The sequence below is a fragment of the Tsukamurella sp. M9C genome (genome assembly GCF_020169415.1).
GTDB lineage: Bacteria > Actinomycetota > Actinomycetes > Mycobacteriales > Mycobacteriaceae > Tsukamurella.
The window spans coordinates 62,224-80,281 of the sequence record NZ_JAIULG010000009.1 but is presented as its reverse complement, the minus strand read 5'-3'; the positions used below and the strand labels follow the sequence as shown (position 1 = coordinate 80,281).

Sequence of the window (18,058 nt, the reverse complement as noted above, 5' to 3'; positions counted from 1 at the left end):
CAATAGGGTCGGTAGGCGTGCACGCAGAAGGAACCTTCACCGTCGAGCCCGCCTACCCCGAGTCGCTCGCGCCGCTCGCCGACCTCGCGCGCAACCTGCGCTGGGTGTGGCACGGCCCCACCCAGGACCTGTTCGCCACCGTCGCGCCCGAGGTGTGGGCGGCGACCCGTGACCCGCTCGAGGCGCTCCGCGGCGCCGATCAGGCGCGGGTGGCGGCCCTCGGCGACGACGCGGAGTTCGTCGCGCTGGTCCGCGCCGTCCACGCCGACCTGAACGACTACCTCACGCGGCCGTCCTGGGCCGACGAGCTCACGGACGGCGCGAAGGGGATCGCGTACTTCTCGATGGAGTTCGGCGTGAGCCAGACGCTGCCGAACTACTCGGGCGGGCTCGGCGTCCTCGCGGGCGACCACCTCAAGGCAGCGTCCGACCTCGGTCTCCCGCTGATCGCGCTCGGCCTGCTGTACCGGCACGGCTACTTCCAGCAGTCGCTCTCCGCGGACGGCTGGCAGCTCGAGGCGTACCCCGAGCTGGACCCGGCGCAGCTGCCGCTACGGCCCGTGACGCTCTCCAGTGGGCAGCAGCTGGTGGTTTCGGTGCCGCTCGAGGGCCGCGTGCTCAGCGCCGCCGTGTGGCGGGCCGACGTCGGACGGATCCCGCTGCTGTTCATGGACACCGACATCGAGAACAACGACCCCGATCTCCGCGGGGTCACCGACCGGCTCTACGGCGGCGACGCCGAACACCGCCTGCGGCAGGAGATCCTGCTCGGCATCGGCGGCGTCCGCGCCGCCCGCGCCTTCTGCGACCTGACCGGCCACCCCGGCGTCGAGGTCTTCCACGCCAACGAGGGCCACGCCGGCTTCCTCGGCCTGGAGCGGATCCGCGAGCTCATGGCGACCGAGGAGCTCAGCTACGCGGAGGCCCGGACCCTGGCGCGCACCGCCACCGTGTTCACCACCCACACCCCGGTGCCCGCCGGGATCGACCGGTTCCCCGTGGACCTCGTGCGCCGCTACTTCGGCGACGGCAGCCAGATGTGCTCGCTGCTGCCCACGGTGCCCCTCGACGAGATCATCGCCCTCGGCGCCGAGGCCGACGCCGGCGTCTTCAACATGGCCCACATGGGATTCCGGCTCGCCCAGCGCGCGAACGGGGTCTCGAAGCTGCACGGCGCCGTGAGCCGCGAGATGTTCGCCGGCCTGTGGCCGGGCTTCGAGCCGGCCGAGGTGCCCATCGGCTCGGTCACCAACGGCGTGCACCACGGAACGTGGGCCGACCGCCTCGTCGCCGAGCGCGCCGCCGACCCGCTGTCCATGCCTGACGAGGCCCTCTGGCGCCTGCGCACCACGCTGCGCCACCGCCTCGTCGACGAGGTGCGCACCCGCACCCGGGCGGCGTGGCGCGAGCGCGGCGCCGTGGACGCCGAACTCGGCTGGACCGAGCGGATGTTCGACCCCGAGGTGCTCACCATCGGCTTCGCCCGCCGGGTCTCGACGTACAAACGGCTCACCCTGATGCTGCGCGATCCCGAGCGGCTGCGCGCGCTCCTGTTGGACCCGGACCGACCCGTGCAGGTGGTGATCGCCGGGAAGAGCCACCCGCATGACGACGAGGGCAAGCGCCTGCTGCAGCAGCTGCTGCATTTCACCGACGACCGCACCCTGCGGCACCGGATCGCCTTCCTGCCCAACTACTCCATCGGCATGGCCGGGTACCTGTACCACGGCTGCGACGTGTGGCTGAACAACCCGCTGCGGCCCCTGGAGGCCTGCGGGACCTCGGGCATGAAGAGCGCGATGAACGGCGGCCTCAACCTCTCGGTGCTCGACGGCTGGTGGGACGAGCTCTACGACGGGAACAACGGCTGGGCCATCCCGTCGGCCGTGGGCGTGGACCCGGGCCGCCGCGACGACATCGAGGCCGACGCCCTGTACGACCTGCTCGAGCACGACGTGGTGCCCGCCTTCTACGACCGCCGCGACGCGGACGACGCGCCCCCGCGCTGGCTCGCCAAGGTGCGGCACACGTTGTCCGCCACCGCGCCCGAGGTCGCCGCCGACCGGATGGTCCGCGAGTACGCCACCGCCTACTACCGCCCCGCCGCCCGCTCCGCCCGGGCGACCAGGCCCGCCATCGGCGACCTCGTCGAGTACATCGACAAGGTCCGCTCCGGCTGGGACGCGGTGCGCGTCGGCGAGTCCACCGCCACCGTGCTCCCCGAGGGAGTGGAGATCGCCGCCGCCGTCGCGTTGGGGGCGCTGGAGGACGGCGACATCCGCGTCGAGGCCGTCATCGGCGGCGTCGACGAGGCCGGGGACATCGTGGAGGGCAGGGCCGTCCGGCTGCACTTCGACGGCGAGCGCTACCGGGCCGTGCTGCCCGGGCAGGTGGGCCGGTTCGGCTACGCGGTGCGGGTGCTCCCGCAGCACCGCCTGCTCACCGGCCCCGCCGAACTCGGTCTGGTCCGGTACGCGCGATGACCGTCCTCGCGGTGGACCTCGGCGGCACCAAGGTGGCGGCCGGGCTGGTGGAGGCGGACGGCACCGTCGTCGAGGCGTCGCGGCACCGCGCACCCACCGGGCCCGAGGCGACGACCGCCGAACTCGAGGCAGCGATCACCGGCGTCGTGCGCGACGCCCTCGCCGCCGCGGACGGGCCGGTCCAGGGAGTGGGCTTGGCCGCGGCCGGGCCGGTCGACGACGCGGCGGGCACCACCTCGCCGATCAACCTCGAGGCGCTGCACGGCTTCCCGCTGCGCGACCTCGTGGCGGACGCCGCCGGCGGCCTGCCCGTCGAGTTCCGCCGGGACGGCGTCGCGATCGTGCTCGGCGAGCATTGGCTCGGGGCGGCGCGCGGCCATGACGACGCCCTCGGCATGGTGGTCTCCACCGGCATCGGCGGCGGCTTCCTCGTGGGCGGCCGCGCGCTCGTCGGCAACGCCGGGCACATCGGTCAAGTCGAACTGTCGGGGTACACCGGCAGCGAATCCCTCGGCCGCACCACCATGCTCGAGTCCGTCGCCTCCGGTCCGCACACCGTGGAATGGGCGCGCACGCAGGGCTTCGATGGCTCCACCGGAGAGGAGCTGGGGGAGGCGTACCGCGCCGGGGACGCCGTCGCGGTCGCCGCGGTCCGACGGTGCGCCGCCGCCGTCGGCCAGGGGATCGGCAGCGCCGTGGCGCTGGTCCCCGCCTCGGTCGTCGTCCTCGGCGGCGGATTCACCCGCGTCGCGGACGATTTCGTGGACCTCGTGCAGGCCGCGGTCGCCGCGCACCCGCTGCCCTACGTGGCCGCCGCGCGGGTCGTCCCCGCCGGCCTCGGCGCCGACGCGCCCCTCATCGGTGCCGCGGCGCTCGTCTACCGGCGCGCCGTTCTTGCCTGATCGGCGTCGTCACGCCAGGCGGAACGGCGAGCGGGCGCCCGGGGTGGAGGCGAGTCGGGCCAGCAGCTCGCCCAGCGCGGGCAGGAACTTGAAGCCGTGGCCCGAGAACCCGGCCGCGACCGTGATCGGTCCGACGCTGCCGATCGCGAAGTCCGCCGTCGGGGTCGTCGTGTACGTGCAGCTGATCTCCTCGAACCGGTCCGGGTCCGCGCCGGGGATCCACTCGGCGACGTACCGCCGGAGGGCGAGCAGCTGGGCCGGTTCCGATCGCAGGGTGCGCGCGTCGGGATCGGTGACGGGGCCCACGCCGTGCCACCCGGCCTTGATCCCGACGCCGGGCGTCCAGCCGCCGTAGACGGCCGAGGGCCACCACGCGGAGTCCGCCTCGGGGTGATGGTTGAACGCGGGCAGGTCGGGAAGCGGCGCGGCGAGCGCGAAGTGCGCGGGCTGCTCCTGGGTGACGGTGAGCGGGGGCAGGTCCACGACACCGTCCAGCAGGCGGTTCGACCACGCGCCCGCGGCGACGACGACGGTGCGGGCGGTGATCGGCCCGCCGTCGGTCTCGATGACCACGCCGTCGTCGTTCGCCTGGAGCGAGGTGACCCGGGTGCCCTCGAGGATCCGTGCGCCGCGGGCCTCCGCGACCCGGTAGAGCGCGTCGACGGATCGCTCGGCGTAGAGCCGCCCACCGTCGGGGAGGTGCACGGCGGGGCCGGCGAACCGCAGCTGGGGCCACCGTCGGGAGGCCTCGCGGGCGTCGAGCAGCTCCGCACGCAGGCCGATCGTGGGCAACGCCTCCAGGAGGTCCGCCACGTCCGGCCGCGGCCCGCGGTTGACGACGCCCACCTGGTCGAGGAGGTGTGCGCCCGACTCGGCCTCGAGCTCCCGCCAGAGGGGGAGCGCGGCGCGCAGCAGCGCGAGGTACTCGGGGCGGGTGTAGCCCGGGTTGAAGTTGCGCGTGGCGCCGTGCGAGGCGCCCAGCGCGTGGGCGCGCCGGTACCGCTCGATCAGCACCACGTCGACCCCGGCGCGGGCGAGGGCCCACGCCGCGGCCGCCCCGACACCGCCGCCCCCGATGACCGCGACCCGGTGGTCGGTCCGTCCCATCCGCGTCTCCTTCTCCCGGCCGGCGAGTCCGTGTCGGCCGGGCGTCGTGATCGAAACTACGGGAGACCGTGTGGCGAGGGCTTCTCCTCAGGGGGATCCGATCGTGGTGACGACATGGCTTCCGCCGTCGCGGAGGCCGGGATCCGCGTGCGTTAGCGTGGTGGGCGTGACCGGTGGGCTCCTCTCCCCGCGCGACGCCCGTACCCATTGGGCGTCGGCGGTGATGCCGAGCGACCAGTTCCTGCTCTACTGCTTCGACCACGGCGCCGGCCCGGCACCGTCGGCCGCGGAGGTGGCGGACGTCGTGCTGGCACGCGCACCGTCGATCGCGGACCTGCGGCTGCGGATCGCGCCCGCGCCCGGCGATCTCGAGCACCCGGCGTGGGCGCCGGGCGAGGTGGCCGACGTCCGCGAGGGGATCGCGCACACCTGGGACGCGGTGCCCGCCGCCGTGGCCCGCCTGTTCGCCCGGCAGGTGGATGCGACGGTGGCGCCCTGGCGGCTGCACGTCTTCCCCCGGGTGGCGGGCGCGCCGCGGTGCGCCGGCCCCGCGACCGTGGTGGTGCTGCAGGTGGCCCACGCCCTCGCGGACGGCCGACGGTCCGCCGAGATCGCCCGCGCGCTCTTCGGTTCCGGCGCAGCGGGTGAGGCGCCGGTCTTCCGGCCACTGCCCAGCCCGCTCCGCGCCGCCCGGGGCGTGCTGGGGCTGCCCGTCGCGCTGGCCCGGACGGTGGCGCTCGGCGCGCTCGCCCCGCGGGCCCGCGCCGCGATCGACCGGCGCACCCGGGACGGCGCGCTGCCGCCCGCGATCCCCGGCTGTCCCCGCACCCTGCTCAACACCGCCCCCGACGCCACCCGTGACGTGCGGATGCTGGTGCGCGACACCGCCTCCCTGCACGCCGGACACACCGTCACGGTGACCACGCTCGCCGCGGTCTCGCTGGCCGTGGAGCGGTACCTGCGCCTCCGGGGCGGGGCCGTGCCCGCGGAGCTGTCGGCGGAGGTGATGGTCGCGCGCGAGCGGCGGCACGGCGAGCGCAACGCCTTCGGCAACGTCTCTGTGCCGCTGTACCCCGGCATCCCCGCCGCGGAGCGTCCCGTTCGCATCGCCGCGGCGCTGGCCGCCGCCCGCGAGCGCGCCGCGAGTCCGTTGTGGCGCACCGTCGGGGCGGCGGAGGACGCGGCACCGTCGGCCCTCGCGGTGCTCGGCGTGCGCGCCTTCGACCCCACGATCGTCCCGGACACGATGGCCGGCGCGACGGTGCTGTCGAGCGTGCACCGCGGACCGGCGGACCTGGAGCTGCTCGGCGGGAGATCGGTGTTCACCGCGGGCTTCCCGGCGCTGTCGCCCGCCATGGGGCTCACGCACGGCGTGCACGGACTGGGCGACACGGTGACGGTCTCCGTGACCAGCAGTCGCACCGCCGTGCCCGACCCGGACGCGTACGCGGCTCTGCTGGCGGCCGCGCTCGACGAGGTGGCTCAGGACCGCTGAGGCGCCGGCCCGGTGGTGTCGCCGACGACGAGGTCGACGTCGAGCGCGAGCGTCGGCAGCGGCGCGCCGTCCTGCGCGGCCAGGACCGCCTGCGCAGCGAGCCGGCCCATCTCGACGATCGGCTGCCGGATCGTGGTGAGGACGCGGTCGAAGCCGTCGATGCGGACACCGTCGAAGCCGACGACGGAGAGGTCCTCCGGGACGCGCAGGCCCCGGGACTCTGCGGCGCGGATCACCCCGGCGGCCAACAGGTCCGACTGGGCGATCACCGCGGTGGGGGCGTGGCGGAGTCGATCCGGCCCGCTCGCTGCGCTCCCGGCGCCGTCGAGCAGCTCGCCGCCCGCGCGGAAGCCCTCGTCAATCGTGCTGTCGGCCGAGACGACGACGGCGGAGTCCGGGAAGGCGGCCAGCGCCGCCGCCGTGCGGGCTTTCTCGACGTCGCCGTGGCGCAGCCGCACGACGCCGACGGACCGGTGGCCGAGTGCGCGGAGGTGGCCGGTGAGCAGGGCAGTGGCGGCGCGGTTCTCGACGCCGACGCTGCCGATGTCGTCGACCTGGTTGCCCGCGGTGACGACGGGGATCGCGCGCTTCGCCATCGCCGCGCGCAGCGAGCCGAGGGCGGGGGAGCAGCCGGCGGCGACCACGCCGTCGACGGGGAGCGACCGCAGGCGCTCCTCCGGGAGCGAATCGGGGAGGAGCAGGACCGAGGTGGGGCTCGCGGCCAGCGCGGTCGACACCCCGTCGAGGATGCCGATGATGACCGGGTCGCGGAAGGCGCGGCCCGCCTCGTCGTCCACCTGGACGCCGATAATGTCGGTGCGGCCGCTGCGCAGCGACCGGGCCCGCGGATCGGGCCCCTCGTAGCCCAGCTGGGCGGCGGCCGCGAGGACGCGGGCGCGGGTGGCGTCGCTGATCGGCTTGTCGACGCCGAAGGCGTGGGACGCCGTCGACAGCGAGACGCCCGCCGCCTCGGCGACGTGCACCAGCGTTATCCGGTTTGACCCGCGTGTCATGGGGACCTAGCCTAGCAAGCAATAATCGAAACGTTTCGAAGGGTTGATCGGTGAGCGTGGAGTTCCAGGAGCAGAGGACGGACGCGGTAGGGGGCTCAGTGCTCGCCTGGCGCAATGCCGTCGCGGTGATCTTCGCGCTCAGCGGGCTCACCTTCGCCAGCTACATCGGCCGGCTGCCCCAGGTTCGCGACGATCTGCAGGCCACCACGCTGCAGGTGGCGCTCCTGACCTTCGGCCTGGCGGTCGGCTCGGTCGTGGGCCTCGTCGGCTCGGGGGCGCTGGCCGCGCGGTTCGGCGCGCGCCGGGTCATCGCGGTGACCCTGCCCGCGCTGGGCGTCACGATGATCGCCGCCGCCGCGGGCGCGCAGTCCGGGAACTACGCGCTCACGCTGCTGCCGCTGGTCTTCGTCGGGCTCTCGCACGGCATCACCGACGTCTGCATGAACCTCTCCGGCGCCGAGAACGAGCGGGCGCTGGGGCGCACCGTGATGCCCGCCTTCCATGCGGCGTTCTCGATGGGCACCGTGGCCGGCGCGCTCACCGCCGCCGCGGCCCAGGCCGCGCACGTGCCGCTGCTGCCGCACCTGCTGGTCGTGAACGGCGTCCTGCTGGTGGTCGGCTGGTTCGCGCTGCGGCACGTGCCCTTCCAGGCGCACGACGCCGACGACCACGCCCCGGTCTCCCGCCGCGAGCGGCTCGCGGTGTGGCGCGAGCCCCGCACGCTGCTCATCGGTCTGATGGTGCTCGGGATGGCGCTGACCGAGGGCAGCGCGAACGACTGGCTGGCGCTCGCGATGGTCGACGACCACGGCACGTCGAAGACCGTCGGCACGCTGACCTTCGCGGTCTTCGTCACCTTCATGACGATCGGCCGGCTCGCAGGTACTCGCGTTCTGGACTCCTACGGTCGAGTGCGCACGCTGCGCGCCTGCGGCGCACTCGCCTTCGTGGGCCTCGCGCTCGTCATCTTCGGCCCGACCTGGGCCGCCTACGTGGGTGTCGCGCTGTGGGGCCTCGGCGCCTCGCTCGGCTTCCCCGTCGGCATGTCCGCCGCGGCCGACGAGCCGCGCATGGCGGCGGCGCGGGTCTCCGTGGTCTCGACCATCGGCTACCTCTCGTTCCTCGCCGGCCCACCGATCATCGGTGCCCTGGGCGAGTACGTGACGCTGCTCTACGCGCTGATCCTGGTGCTCGTCGCAGTCGCCGTCGCGGTGGTCGTCGCGCCCGCGGCGCGCGAGCCGGAGGCTTCGGGGCCGGCGGCGGGCTAGCCGCCGGAGTCGGCGCGCGATGTGTCAGGGCGCGGGGAAGTACCGCGCGATCGCGGGGCGCAGGCGCGCCGATTCGAAGTCGTCGACGGGCAGCGCCAGCTGCTCCAGGGCGAGGCCGTTGACCGTCGTGAGGAGATCCGCCGCGTCGGACTCCGGATCGGCGGCCCCGGTGCCGCGCAGCTCGCGCGCGAAGGCGGCGCGCTGCGTGGTGCCCCATTCGTCGAGGCTGGCGCGCAGACCCGGGCGGCGCGCGACCTCGAGGAAGAGTTCGTAGCGAGCGATCGCCGCATCCCGGTCGTCGGTGAGTGAGCCGGTGACGTACCGGGTGAGCCGGTCGATGCGCTCGGGGATCCCGGCGTCGGGCAGCTCCTCCGCGAAGAGCGTGCGCACCTCCTCGATCTGGCGCGCGGCCAGCCGGTGCAGAGCCTCGTCCAGCAGCTGGTCGAGGGTCCCGAAGTAGTAGCGGGCGTTGCCGTGCGTGGTGCCGGCCTCCGCCGCCACGGAGCGGTGCGTGAGCGCCCGGGCACCGTCGCGCGCGACCAGCCGGACCGCCGCGTCGAGCAGCGCCTCGCGGCGCGCGGCGCCCCGGGCCATGCGTGGTTCGCGCACCGGTGAGGACATGGTCGCGATCGTACCGTCGGCCGATTTCCGATCAATTTTCTCCAAATGGAGAAAATTGGGGTTACGGTGGTGGCGTCCGCAGGGGACACGTCTCGGAAGGGCCGCTATGACCACAACACTCATCACCGGTGGGCGGGTGCTCACCCTCGATCCCGATCGTCCGGAGGCCGAGGCGCTCGTCCTCGACGGGGGCCGGATCGTCGCCGTGGGCGACCGCCGCGCCATGGAGGACGCCGCGGGATCCGGCGCGCAGCGCGTGGACGCCGGCGGCGCCACCGTGATGCCCGGGCTCATCGACACGCACCCGCACGTCATGCATTTCGGCATGCTCGCGGGCGGTCTGGTCGATCTGACGGACGCCGTCGACCACTCCGACATCGTCGCGCGGATCCGGGCGAAGGCCGCCGTCACGCCCGCGGGGGAGTGGATCATGTGCACCCCCGTCGGGGAACCGCACTACTTCCTGCGCCGCTCCGAGAAGGACCTGCTCGAGCGGCACCTGCCCGACCGGTGGACGCTCGACGCGGCGACCGCCGACCACCCCGTCATGATCCAGGCCTGGGCGCCGAAGATGCCGAACGTGGTGGCCTTCAACAGTGCCGGGCTCCGCGCCGTCGGACTGAGCGCCTTCATTCCCGATCGCGTGTGCGACGTGGAGATCGAGAAGAACGACGCCGGCGAGCTGACCGGCGTCCTCCGTGGACCGGTCACCAACTACTACACCTACGACCCCTTCTGGGGCCAGATCCTGACCAAGCTGCCGCGGCCGAGCCTCGACACCGCCGCCGCCGGGACCACCGCAGAGATGGCGAGGTTCACCCGGCAGGGCGTCACCACGGGCTACGAGGGGCACGCCATGGAACCCGAGCACCTCGCGCTGTACCGGCACCTGCGCGCCGCGGGCGCCCTCACCATGCGCATCCACGCCACCCTCGACGTCGAATCGGTGATCTTCTACCCCTTCGACCCGCTCACCGACGCCGAATTCGCCGACCGGCTCCCGCAGTTCGCGGCGCAGGTGGGGGAGGCGGGCGACGACCTGCTCCGCACCGGCGGCCTCACCCTGAGCCCCGGCGGCCCGTGCTTCTCCGGCTACTTCGCCACCTACGAGCCCGCCCTCGACCCGTTCGGCAGGCCCACCCGCGGTACCCGGTTCCTCTCCCTGGAGAAGGAGGAGGCCTTCGTCCGCTACTGCGCCGAACAGGGCATCCGCGCCAACCTCTGCCTCGGCGCGTTCCGCGAGCACGACGACTTCCTCGACATCGCCGAGCGCGTCGTCCGCGAGGTCGATTTCCGCGACCGCCACTGGATCCTGCAGCACGCCATCACCATCACGCCCGCGCAGGCGCGGCGCTACGCGGACCTCGGCTTCCAAGTGACCACCAGCGCCGGCTTCGCGTGGGGCAAGGGCGCCATGTACGGCGAGCGCATCGGCGAGCACGCCTGGCGCGACCTCGAACCCCTCCAGCGGCTCGTCGACACGGGGCTCGACCTCGCCGGCGGCTCCGACTGGGGACCCAAGAACCCCTGGGAGCAGATCGAACTCGCGCAGACTCACCGCTTCGCCGGCAGCGACCACCGCAACGACGGCCCCGACCAGAAGCTCTCCCGCGTCGACGCCCTCCGCATGTGGACCACCGGCGCCGCCGCCGTCCTCGACTGGCCCGAGATCGGCTCGCTCGCCGCGGGGAAGCACGCCGACCTGATCCTCGTGGACCGCGACCCGTCGACCTGCCCGATCGACGAGCTCGCCGGAACCCGGGTGCTGCGCACCTACCTCGGCGGCGAGACCGTCCACGACAGCGGCGAGCTCGCCGCCCCGGCGCAGGAGGTGCGCGCATGACCGCCGCCGATCGGGTACTGGGCCGCGTCGACGGCCTGCGCGAGGAGATGATCGCGACGCTCGGCGACGCGATCGCCGTGCGCAGCGTCAATCCCACCTATCCGGACCAGGACTTCGACGACCTGGTCGGCGGCGAGACCGAGGTCGCGCGGCTGCTCGCCGGCGTCTACCGCGAGGCCGGCGCCGAGACCGAGCTGTTCGGCGAGGTTCCCGGGCGCGACAACGTGGTCGGCGTCGTCCACGGCGAGGGCGACGGGCGCTCGCTCATCTTCAACGGGCACGTCGACGTGGTTCCGGCCGGCGATGCCGACGCCTGGACCCACGACCCCTTCGCCGGCTTCCGCGACGAGACCCACGTATGGGGCCGCGGCTCCGTCGACATGAAGGCCGGGCTCGTGGCGCAGGCCTTCGCGGCCCGCGCGCTGCGCGAGGCGGGGGTCCGCCTCGGCGGCGACCTGATCCTGCAGGGCGTCGTGGGGGAGGAGAACCTCGAGCACCACCTCGGCACCTCCGCCGTGCTCGCCCGCGGCTACACCGCCGACGGCGCGATCATCGCCGAGCCCACCGGCGCGCTCGCCCCACTCAGCGTGATGCCCGCGACCCCCGGCGTCCTCGTCCTGCGGATCACTGTGACCGGCCGTACCGGCCACGCCTCGGCCCGCTCCCTGATGCGCGCCCAGCGGCGCGCCGGGGCCGAGGACCCGATCGCCGCGAGCGCCGTGGACGGCGCGCTCGCGATCCACGACGCGCTGCGGCGGCTCGAGACCGAGTGGGAGCGCACCCGCGTCGACCCGCTCTTCGAGCCGGGCCAGTTCACCATCGGCCTCGACGTGATCGACGGCGGCGCCCGCGCAGGCCGGAACGTCGCCTTCATCCCCGATGAGACCACCCTGGACTACGCGATCTTCTACCCGCCCGCGGCGGGCATCGCCGACGTGCAGGCCGAGATCGCCGCCGTCGTCGCCCGGGTCGCCGGCGCGGACCCGTGGCTGCGCCGACACCCGCCGGTACTGGACTGGCCGATGCACTACCCCGGCGGGCGCACCGACGGCGCCGACCCGTTCTGCCGGGTCGTCGTGGCCGCCCGCGAGGACGCCGCTGCCGGAACCGCCTACGCCGGCGCCCCCGACGTCCGGCCCTTCCCGAGCGCGACCGACCTCACCTGGTTCACCGCCGCGGGGATCCCCGCGGTCGGGCTCGGACCGGGCGCCCTCGCCATGGCGCACGCGGTGGACGAACGGTGCGCGATCGACGAGGTCGTCTGCGCGGCGAAGACCTACGCGCTGTCCGCCCTGCGCTGGTGCGGTGTCCGATGACGGCGGCGAACGGGCCGATCGCGCCCTACATGGCCGTGGGCCTCTCGACCTTCGTGCACGGCATCGGCGCGCGCGAGCACATCGCGCGCAACCTCGACGTGATCGAGGAGGCCTTCCACGCCGCGGTCTCCATCGTGGGCATCAACCTCCCGGTCAAGCTGGTAGCCCTGTCCGAGGGGGCGCTCACCGGGTTCACCGACGAGGTCTTCGACCTGCCGCACGCGCGGAGCGCCCGCGAGCTGTTCATCGACATCCCGGGGCCGGAGACCGAGCGGCTCGCCGCGCTGGCGCGGATGTACCGGACCTACGTCGTGGTGCAGTGCAAGGCGCGCTGGCCCGAGGTGATCGAGGACCGGTTCTTCAACGTCATGATCGTGATCTCGCCCGACGGGGAGATCGTGCACCGGGCGGCGAAGAACCACGTCTGGTGCCGCGAGCACTCGTGCACCCCGCACGACGTCTACGACCGATGGGTCGAGCTGTTCGGCGACGGCATCGACGCCTTCTACCCGGTGCTGCGCACGCCCGACATCGGCAACATCGGCACCATCTGCTGCAGCGACGGCGAGTACCCCGAGGCGGTACGGGCGCTCGCGCTGGGCGGCGCCGAGGTGATCTACCGGCCGAGTGAGGCGGTGCCGATGACCGCGGCAGGCCCGGACCCCGGCGGCACCTGGCTGCTGCAGAACCGGGCGCACGCCCACTTCAACGGCGTGTACATGGTGTGCCCCAACACCGGGCCGGTGTACTCGTCGCCGGCGGCGGAGCACCCCGTCGACATCGCGGGCGGCAACGGGCACATCGTCGACTACACGGGGCAGGTGATCGGGCGGGCCCCGTCGGGCGCCAACGCGATCGTCGCGGCCCCCGTCGACGTCGAGGCGCTGCGCCAGTTCCGCGCGATGAACCTCAACTCCAACTGGATGAAGGACCTGCGGACCGAGCTGTTCCGCGGCATGTACGACCGGCCGATCCATCCCGCGAACCTGTGGCTGGACCGCGAGCCGGGCCGGCACGCGGAGGTCGACGAGATCTATCGCGGCAACATCGCGCGGCTCGTGGAATCGGGCGCCTACACCGAGCCCGCGGTGCGGCACCCCGGTGCGCGGCACCTCCCCGGTCCCGCCGACGGCGACTTCGACGCGGTGATCGCGAACTGGGAGTGATGCCCGACGGCGCGGGTCAGCGCAGGAGCTGCCAGGCGAAGGCGGCGGCCAGCGCGCCCGCGCCGTTGAGGCACCAGTGCAGCGCGATGGGCGCGATGAGGGATCCGCTGCGGGAGCGCAGCCACGTGAACACCCAGCCGGCGAAGGCGGTCGCGATCACGGCGCCCGCGATGCCGAGGAACTGGGCGAGGGGGCCGGCGCCGAGGATCTTGGTCAGGCCGGCGTTGCCACTGGTCAGGCCCAGCGACGAGGCGATGTGCCAGAAGCCGAAGAGCAGCGAGCCCGTGACGACGACCCAGCGGAAGTGCATCGCGCGCGACAGTGTGCCGTGCAGCGCGCCGCGGAAGGCGAGCTCCTCGGGGATCACCGTCTGCAGCGGGATGATCACCATCGACGCGATGATCGCGGTCGAGAAGGTGGCGTAGCGGTCGTTGAGGAACAGTCCGCGCGTGACCGGCAGCAGCGCGCCGACCACGATCACCGTCGCCACCACGAAGACGGCCGCGGCCGCGTACTTCGCCCCGGAACGCCAGTGCTCGCGGCCCAGGCCCAGCTCGTGCCAGTCCAGGCCGCGGTGGCGGGCGATGCCGATGAGCAGGACGGCGGACACCGGAACGGCCAGCAGGGCGGCCCAGCTGCCGGTGAAATGAGCGACCAGATTGGTCGCGACCAGCACCGCGACCACGACGCCCACGTCGACGATCGCGCGCGCCCCGGAGACCGCCGAACGCAGGGCGGAATGATCGGGGGCGGTCGTCTCGGCTGTGGTCACCCGCTCCATAGTCCAGACGCGCGGCGGTTCGCGCAACGGGTGTGAGCATGGCTAAGGTGTCCACCCGTGACCAAGGACCGCAGCACGTCGGCCGACGGCGGCCGGTCGAGCGGCCTCCGGCGCGTCGCGCTTCCCCTCTTCCTCGTGGCCCTCGGCGCCCGGATCGTGTGGATCCTCGCCGGGCAGCACAACTTCAACTTCGTCGACCTGCGGGTGTACTACGAGGCCGCGCAGCGGGTGACGTCCGACGGCGGGCTCTACGACTTCGCGCTGCGCGACTACACGCCGCAGCAGCCGCTGCCCTTCACCTATCCGCCCTTCGCGGCACTGTTCTTCTACCCGCTGAAGTTCCTTCCGTTCCCGGTGGTCGCGGTCGGCTGGGTGGCGCTCACCGCGGGGCTGTTGTTCCTGGTCATCCGCATGTGCCTGGCGATCCTGGCCGCGGGGCGCGGCGCGCCGTCGCGCCTGGGCGACGTGCCGCGCGAGCTGCCCCTGGTGTGGACCGCGGCCGCGCTGTGGATCGACCCCGTGCGGACGAACCTCGACTACGGCCAGATCAACGTGGTCCTCATGACCTTCGGCGTGTGGGCCGCCTACCTCGTCGCCCGCGCCGCCCCGTCGCCGTCCCTCGCGCTGAAGCCCGAGAAGGTCGACGGTGCCTCCGGGTTCCTCGTCGGCCTCGCCGCCGGGATCAAGCTGACCCCCGCGGTGGGCGGGCTGTTCCTGCTCGCCCGCGGCCGGGTGTGGGCCGCCGTCTTCTCCGGTGTGACGTTCGCCGCCACCGTCGGGATCAGCTACCTGATCCTGCCCTCGGAGACCCGGCGCTATTTCACGGTGCTGCTCGGCGACACCGGCCCCATCGGCGATCCCGCCAAGCCCGACAACCAGGCGCTGCGCGGCGCGGTCTCCCGGTTCGCCGGCCACGACGTGGGCACCGGGCCGGCGTGGATCATCGCGGTGATCGTGGCCGCCGCCCTGCTGTTCGCCGCCTGGTGGGTCGTCCGCCGCGGCGACGCCCTCATCGCGCTGGTGCTGGTGCAGTTCCTCGGGTTGCTCGCCTCGCCGATCTCGTGGATCCACCACTTCGTGTGGATCGTCCCACTGCTGATCTGGGTGGTGCACGGCCCCCTCGGCCCGGGCGGCGGCGCGGACTTCCGCACCCCCGGCGCGGGCTTCACCCCCTGGGCGACCGCGGTCGCGGGCGTCACCGCGGTCTTCGGCTACATCGGCGTGCACTTCCTGCGCAAGGGCCTCGCCGCGATCGGGATCGACGACGGCCCCGTCTGGGCCCTGTTCATGGCGCCCGGCGTGCTGGCGCCGCTGGTCCTCGTCGCGCTGATCCTCGCGCAGCGGCGGCGGCTGGACGCACTACTCTGAGCGGATGACCACCCTCGGCCGCGTAGGCCTTGCGATCCTCACGGCGGCGACCCTCGCGACCAGCGCCTGCGCGACCAGCACGGCACCGTCGAAGGAGAGCGACGCACCGTCGGCCACGGGCACCGTGACCCTGGTGACCCACTCCAGCTTCCACCTGCCGGCGGACGTCCTCGCCGATTTCACGAAGCAGACCGGGCTCGCGGTCAAGACGGTCGAGCTGGGCGACGGCGGCGAGCTCGCCACCAAGCTGTCGCTGACCCCGGGGAACCCGCCCGGCGACGTCGCCTTCGGCGTGGACAACACCTACGCCGCGCGGCCCGTGCGCGCCGGCGTCTTCGACGAGTACGTCTCGCCCGCCGCGGCGAACGGCGCGCAGGACTACGCCCTCGCGGGCATGCCGCAGCTCACCGCGGTCGACTTCGGCGACGTCTGCGTGAACATCGACACCCGCTACTTCACGGACAAGGGTCTCGCCGAGCCGGTCACCTACCAGGACCTGGCCAAGCCCGAGTACCGCGGCCTGACCGTCGTCCAGAACCCCGAGACCGCCTCGCCCGGCATGGCCTTCCTGGCCGGCACCGTCGCGGCCCTCGGCGAGGGCTGGCAGGACTACTGGCGCTCCCTGCGCGCCAACGAGGTCTCCGTGACCCCGAACTGGTCGACTGCGTACTCCACCGACTTCTCCGGCTCCTCGGGCAAGGGCCCGAAGCCGATCGTCGTCTCCTACGCCAGCTCGCCCGCCGCCGAGGTGGGTAAGGACGGCGCCGCGCCCCCGACCAAGGCCCTGCTCGACACCTGCTTCCGGCAGGTCGAGTACGCCGGCGTGCTGCGCGGCACCAAGACCCCCGACGGCGCGCGCAAGCTCATCGACTTCCTGCTGACCCCCGCGGTGCAGGCCACCATCCCCGACGAGATGTACGTCTACCCCGTGACCCGCGGCGTCGCGCTGCCCGAGTCGTGGGCGAAGTACGCGCCGGTCCCGCCGAAGGCCGCCACGCTGCCCGCCGACCGCCTCGCCGACGAGCGCGACGGCTGGGTGCGGCAGTGGCGCCAGCTGATGGGGCGGTGAACCTCCGCCCGTGATGACCACCTCGCGCGGGCGGATCGCGCTGCTGGCCGCCCCGCTGCTGTTCGTCGCGGTGTTCTTCCTCTGGCCCGTCGCCGCGATCGTCGCGCGCGGGCTCTCGTCCGACGGTGTCGGCCTCTGGGAGGGCTTCACCGGCGCGGGCGGCCTGGGGCTGGTCTGGTTCACGGTCTGGCAGGCCGCGGCGTCGACCCTGCTCACCGTGGTCCTCGGGCTGCCGCTCGCGTGGCTCACCGCGCGGGTGAAGTTCCGGGGGCAGTGGCTCGTGCGCGTGGTGGCGACGGTGCCCTTCGTGCTGCCGACCGTCGTGGTGGGCGTCGCCTTCCGCACCCTCTTCGCGCCCGGCGGGAGCCTCGGCTTCCTCGGCCTCTCCGAGACGGTGTGGGCGGTGCTGCTCGCGCACGCCTACTTCAACGTCTCCGTGGTGGCCCGGATCGTGGGCGGCGTGTGGTCCGCGGTCGACCCGCGCGCCGAACAGGCCGCGCGCACGCTGGGCGCCGGCCCGGTCCGCGCCTTCCTCACCGCCACCGCGCCCGCGCTGCTGCCCGCCATCGCCTCGGCGGCGTCCGTGGTCTTCCTGTTCTGCGCGACGAGCTTCGGCATCGTCCTCGTGGTCGGCGGCAGCCGGCTGCGCACCCTGGAGACCGCGGTCTACCAGGAGGTGGTCGGCGCCTTCGACCTGCGCACCGCCGCGCTGCTCGCGCTGGTGCAGATCGTCATCGTGGTGCTCGCCGTCGCCCTCAGCGGCGCGCTGCGCGTGCGGGTCTCGCGGCCCTCGGCGTCCGCGCGGGTCGAGCCGCCCCGTACCGGGGGCCGCGCCCGGCTCGCGGTGCTCGTCGGCGTGCCCGTGAGCGTCGCGCTGCTGCTCTTCCCGCTCGCTGCCCTGCTCCTGCGGTCGCTGCGCCCCGACCCGTCGGGCGCGCTGAGCCTCGACGCCTACCGGCGGCTCACTACCGACTTCGGCGGCGTCGTCCCGGTGAAGGCGCTGGTGATGTCGCTGGTCACGGCCGCGCAGGCGGGCGCCATCGCCCTGCTCGTCGGCGGGCTCGCCGCTGTGGCGATCGCCCGCTCCCGCGGGCTGCTGAGCCGGTTCGCCGACGCCGTGGTGATGCTGCCGCTCGGCGTGAGCGCCGTGACGCTCGGCTTCGGTTACCTCCTCGCGCTGCAGTCCCTGCCCGCGATCCGCGAATCGCCCGCCGTGCTGCCCTTCGTGCAGGCGCTCGTCGCGTTGCCGCTGGTGGTGCGGGTGCTGGTGCCCGCGCTCGGGGCCGTCGACCCGCGGCAACGGCAGGCCGCCGCCGTGCTCGGGGCCTCGCCGGTCCGCGTCTTCACCTCCGTCGACCTGCCGGTGATCAGCCGGTCGGTGGCCGTGGCCGCGGGCTTCGCGTACGTCGTTACCCTGGGGGAGTTCGGGGCCGCCAGCTTCCTGGTGCGGCCCGAGCAGATGACGCTGCCCGTGCTGATCGGCCGGATCTCCGGCCGCCCAGGCTGGGCCGACGCGGCGCTCGCCGCGTCGTGCTCCGTGCTGCTCATCGCCGCGACGGTGCTGGTGATCGGCGCCGTCGAGGCGCTGCGCCGCGACGACGCCGGGCGGGCGGAGTTCTGATGCGT

The 18,058-nt window shown here is 73.8% G+C and carries 14 protein-coding genes and 1 pseudogene; 11 read left to right on the top strand and 4 right to left on the bottom strand.

Annotated elements, in window-relative coordinates:
* The first annotated feature begins 17 nt into the window (after positions 1-17).
* Positions 18-2,483: an alpha-glucan family phosphorylase gene (gene glgP, locus LB823_RS07355; protein ID WP_224646111.1), complete on the top strand. Its 2,466-nt coding sequence runs from the start codon at positions 18-20 to the stop codon at positions 2,481-2,483.
* A complete protein-coding gene (locus LB823_RS07350; RefSeq protein WP_224646110.1) occupies positions 2,480-3,385 on the top strand; it encodes an ROK family protein in 906 nt (301 codons plus the stop codon). Before glgP ends, LB823_RS07350 begins: the two co-directional genes overlap by 4 nt.
* A gap of 9 nt (positions 3,386-3,394) precedes the next feature.
* Here the strand turns inward: LB823_RS07350 and LB823_RS07345 are convergent, their stop codons facing one another.
* Positions 3,395-4,492 (bottom strand): FAD-dependent oxidoreductase, encoded by a 1,098-nt coding sequence (locus LB823_RS07345; protein ID WP_224646109.1) that lies wholly within the window; start codon positions 4,490-4,492, stop codon positions 3,395-3,397.
* A 166-nt stretch (positions 4,493-4,658) separates the two neighbouring features.
* Between LB823_RS07345 and LB823_RS24005 the strand changes: the two genes are divergently transcribed.
* Positions 4,659-5,987 (top strand): WS/DGAT domain-containing protein, encoded by a 1,329-nt coding sequence (locus LB823_RS24005; RefSeq protein WP_224646108.1) that lies wholly within the window; start codon positions 4,659-4,661, stop codon positions 5,985-5,987.
* On the opposite strand, the gene LB823_RS07335 is transcribed toward LB823_RS24005, so the two are convergent.
* The gene (locus LB823_RS07335) at positions 5,975-7,000 is read right to left on the bottom strand and encodes a LacI family DNA-binding transcriptional regulator (protein ID WP_224646107.1); all 1,026 of its coding nucleotides are present in this window, start codon (positions 6,998-7,000) and stop codon (positions 5,975-5,977) included. The genes LB823_RS24005 and LB823_RS07335 overlap by 13 nt on opposite strands.
* A 50-nt stretch (positions 7,001-7,050) precedes the next feature.
* On the opposite strand from LB823_RS07335, the gene LB823_RS24000 reads away from it, so the two are divergent.
* Positions 7,051-8,268: an MFS transporter gene (locus tag LB823_RS24000; RefSeq protein WP_224646106.1), complete on the top strand. Its 1,218-nt coding sequence runs from the start codon at positions 7,051-7,053 to the stop codon at positions 8,266-8,268.
* A 24-nt stretch (positions 8,269-8,292) separates the two neighbouring features.
* Here the strand turns inward: LB823_RS24000 and LB823_RS07325 are convergent, their stop codons facing one another.
* The gene (locus LB823_RS07325) at positions 8,293-8,889 is read right to left on the bottom strand and encodes a TetR/AcrR family transcriptional regulator (protein ID WP_224646105.1); all 597 of its coding nucleotides are present in this window, start codon (positions 8,887-8,889) and stop codon (positions 8,293-8,295) included.
* A 106-nt stretch (positions 8,890-8,995) separates the two neighbouring features.
* Between LB823_RS07325 and LB823_RS07320 the strand changes: the two genes are divergently transcribed.
* The 4 genes and pseudogenes from LB823_RS07320 (at position 8,996) to LB823_RS07305 (ending at position 13,214) form a co-directional block, all read left to right on the top strand.
* A complete protein-coding gene (locus LB823_RS07320) occupies positions 8,996-10,732 on the top strand; it encodes an amidohydrolase (RefSeq protein ID WP_224646104.1) in 1,737 nt (578 codons plus the stop codon).
* Positions 10,729-12,048 (top strand): M20/M25/M40 family metallo-hydrolase, encoded by a 1,320-nt coding sequence (locus LB823_RS07315; RefSeq protein ID WP_224646103.1) that lies wholly within the window; start codon positions 10,729-10,731, stop codon positions 12,046-12,048. The genes LB823_RS07320 and LB823_RS07315 overlap by 4 nt, the downstream gene beginning before the upstream one ends.
* Positions 12,045-12,935: pseudogene (locus LB823_RS07310) on the top strand (nitrilase-related carbon-nitrogen hydrolase); the annotation flags it as partial. The gene LB823_RS07315 and the pseudogene LB823_RS07310, both read left to right, overlap by 4 nt.
* A 99-nt stretch (positions 12,936-13,034) precedes the next feature.
* Positions 13,035-13,214: a hypothetical protein gene (locus LB823_RS07305; protein ID WP_224646133.1), complete on the top strand. Its 180-nt coding sequence runs from the start codon at positions 13,035-13,037 to the stop codon at positions 13,212-13,214.
* 16 nt (positions 13,215-13,230) lie between these two features.
* Here LB823_RS07305 and LB823_RS07300 read toward each other — a convergent pair whose 3' ends face one another.
* Entirely contained in the window at positions 13,231-13,947 is a 717-nt protein-coding gene (locus LB823_RS07300) for a lysostaphin resistance A-like protein (protein ID WP_374201286.1), read from the bottom strand.
* Between the two features lie 105 nt (positions 13,948-14,052).
* On the opposite strand from LB823_RS07300, the gene LB823_RS07295 reads away from it, so the two are divergent.
* Genes LB823_RS07295 through LB823_RS07285 form a run of 3 tightly spaced genes read left to right on the top strand, consistent with a single transcriptional unit; the run spans position 14,053 to position 18,053 of the window.
* Complete coding sequence (locus LB823_RS07295; RefSeq protein ID WP_224646101.1) at positions 14,053-15,363, top strand: glycosyltransferase 87 family protein; 1,311 nt, start codon at positions 14,053-14,055, stop codon at positions 15,361-15,363.
* A 4-nt stretch (positions 15,364-15,367) separates the two neighbouring features.
* Positions 15,368-16,432 (top strand): thiamine ABC transporter substrate binding subunit, encoded by a 1,065-nt coding sequence (locus LB823_RS07290; RefSeq protein WP_224646100.1) that lies wholly within the window; start codon positions 15,368-15,370, stop codon positions 16,430-16,432.
* A 13-nt stretch (positions 16,433-16,445) separates the two neighbouring features.
* Positions 16,446-18,053, top strand: a complete 1,608-nt coding sequence (locus LB823_RS07285) for an iron ABC transporter permease (protein WP_224646132.1) — start codon at positions 16,446-16,448, stop codon at positions 18,051-18,053.
* The last annotated feature ends 5 nt before the right edge of the window (positions 18,054-18,058 follow it).

Excerpts from the sequence above, each read along its gene's own strand:
- LB823_RS07285 (WP_224646132.1), top strand. The coding sequence starts at position 16,446 with ATGACCACCTCGCGCGGGCGGATCGCGCTGCTGGCCGCCCCGCTGCTG.
- LB823_RS07290 (WP_224646100.1), top strand. The coding sequence starts at position 15,368 with ATGACCACCCTCGGCCGCGTAGGCCTTGCGATCCTCACGGCGGCGACC.
- LB823_RS07345 (WP_224646109.1), bottom strand. The coding sequence starts at position 4,492 with ATGGGACGGACCGACCACCGGGTCGCGGTCATCGGGGGCGGCGGTGTC.
- LB823_RS07320 (WP_224646104.1), top strand. The coding sequence starts at position 8,996 with ATGACCACAACACTCATCACCGGTGGGCGGGTGCTCACCCTCGATCCC.
- LB823_RS07335 (WP_224646107.1), bottom strand. The coding sequence starts at position 7,000 with ATGACACGCGGGTCAAACCGGATAACGCTGGTGCACGTCGCCGAGGCG.
- LB823_RS07350 (WP_224646110.1), top strand. The coding sequence starts at position 2,480 with ATGACCGTCCTCGCGGTGGACCTCGGCGGCACCAAGGTGGCGGCCGGG.
- LB823_RS07315 (WP_224646103.1), top strand. The coding sequence starts at position 10,729 with ATGACCGCCGCCGATCGGGTACTGGGCCGCGTCGACGGCCTGCGCGAG.
- LB823_RS07325 (WP_224646105.1), bottom strand. The coding sequence starts at position 8,889 with ATGTCCTCACCGGTGCGCGAACCACGCATGGCCCGGGGCGCCGCGCGC.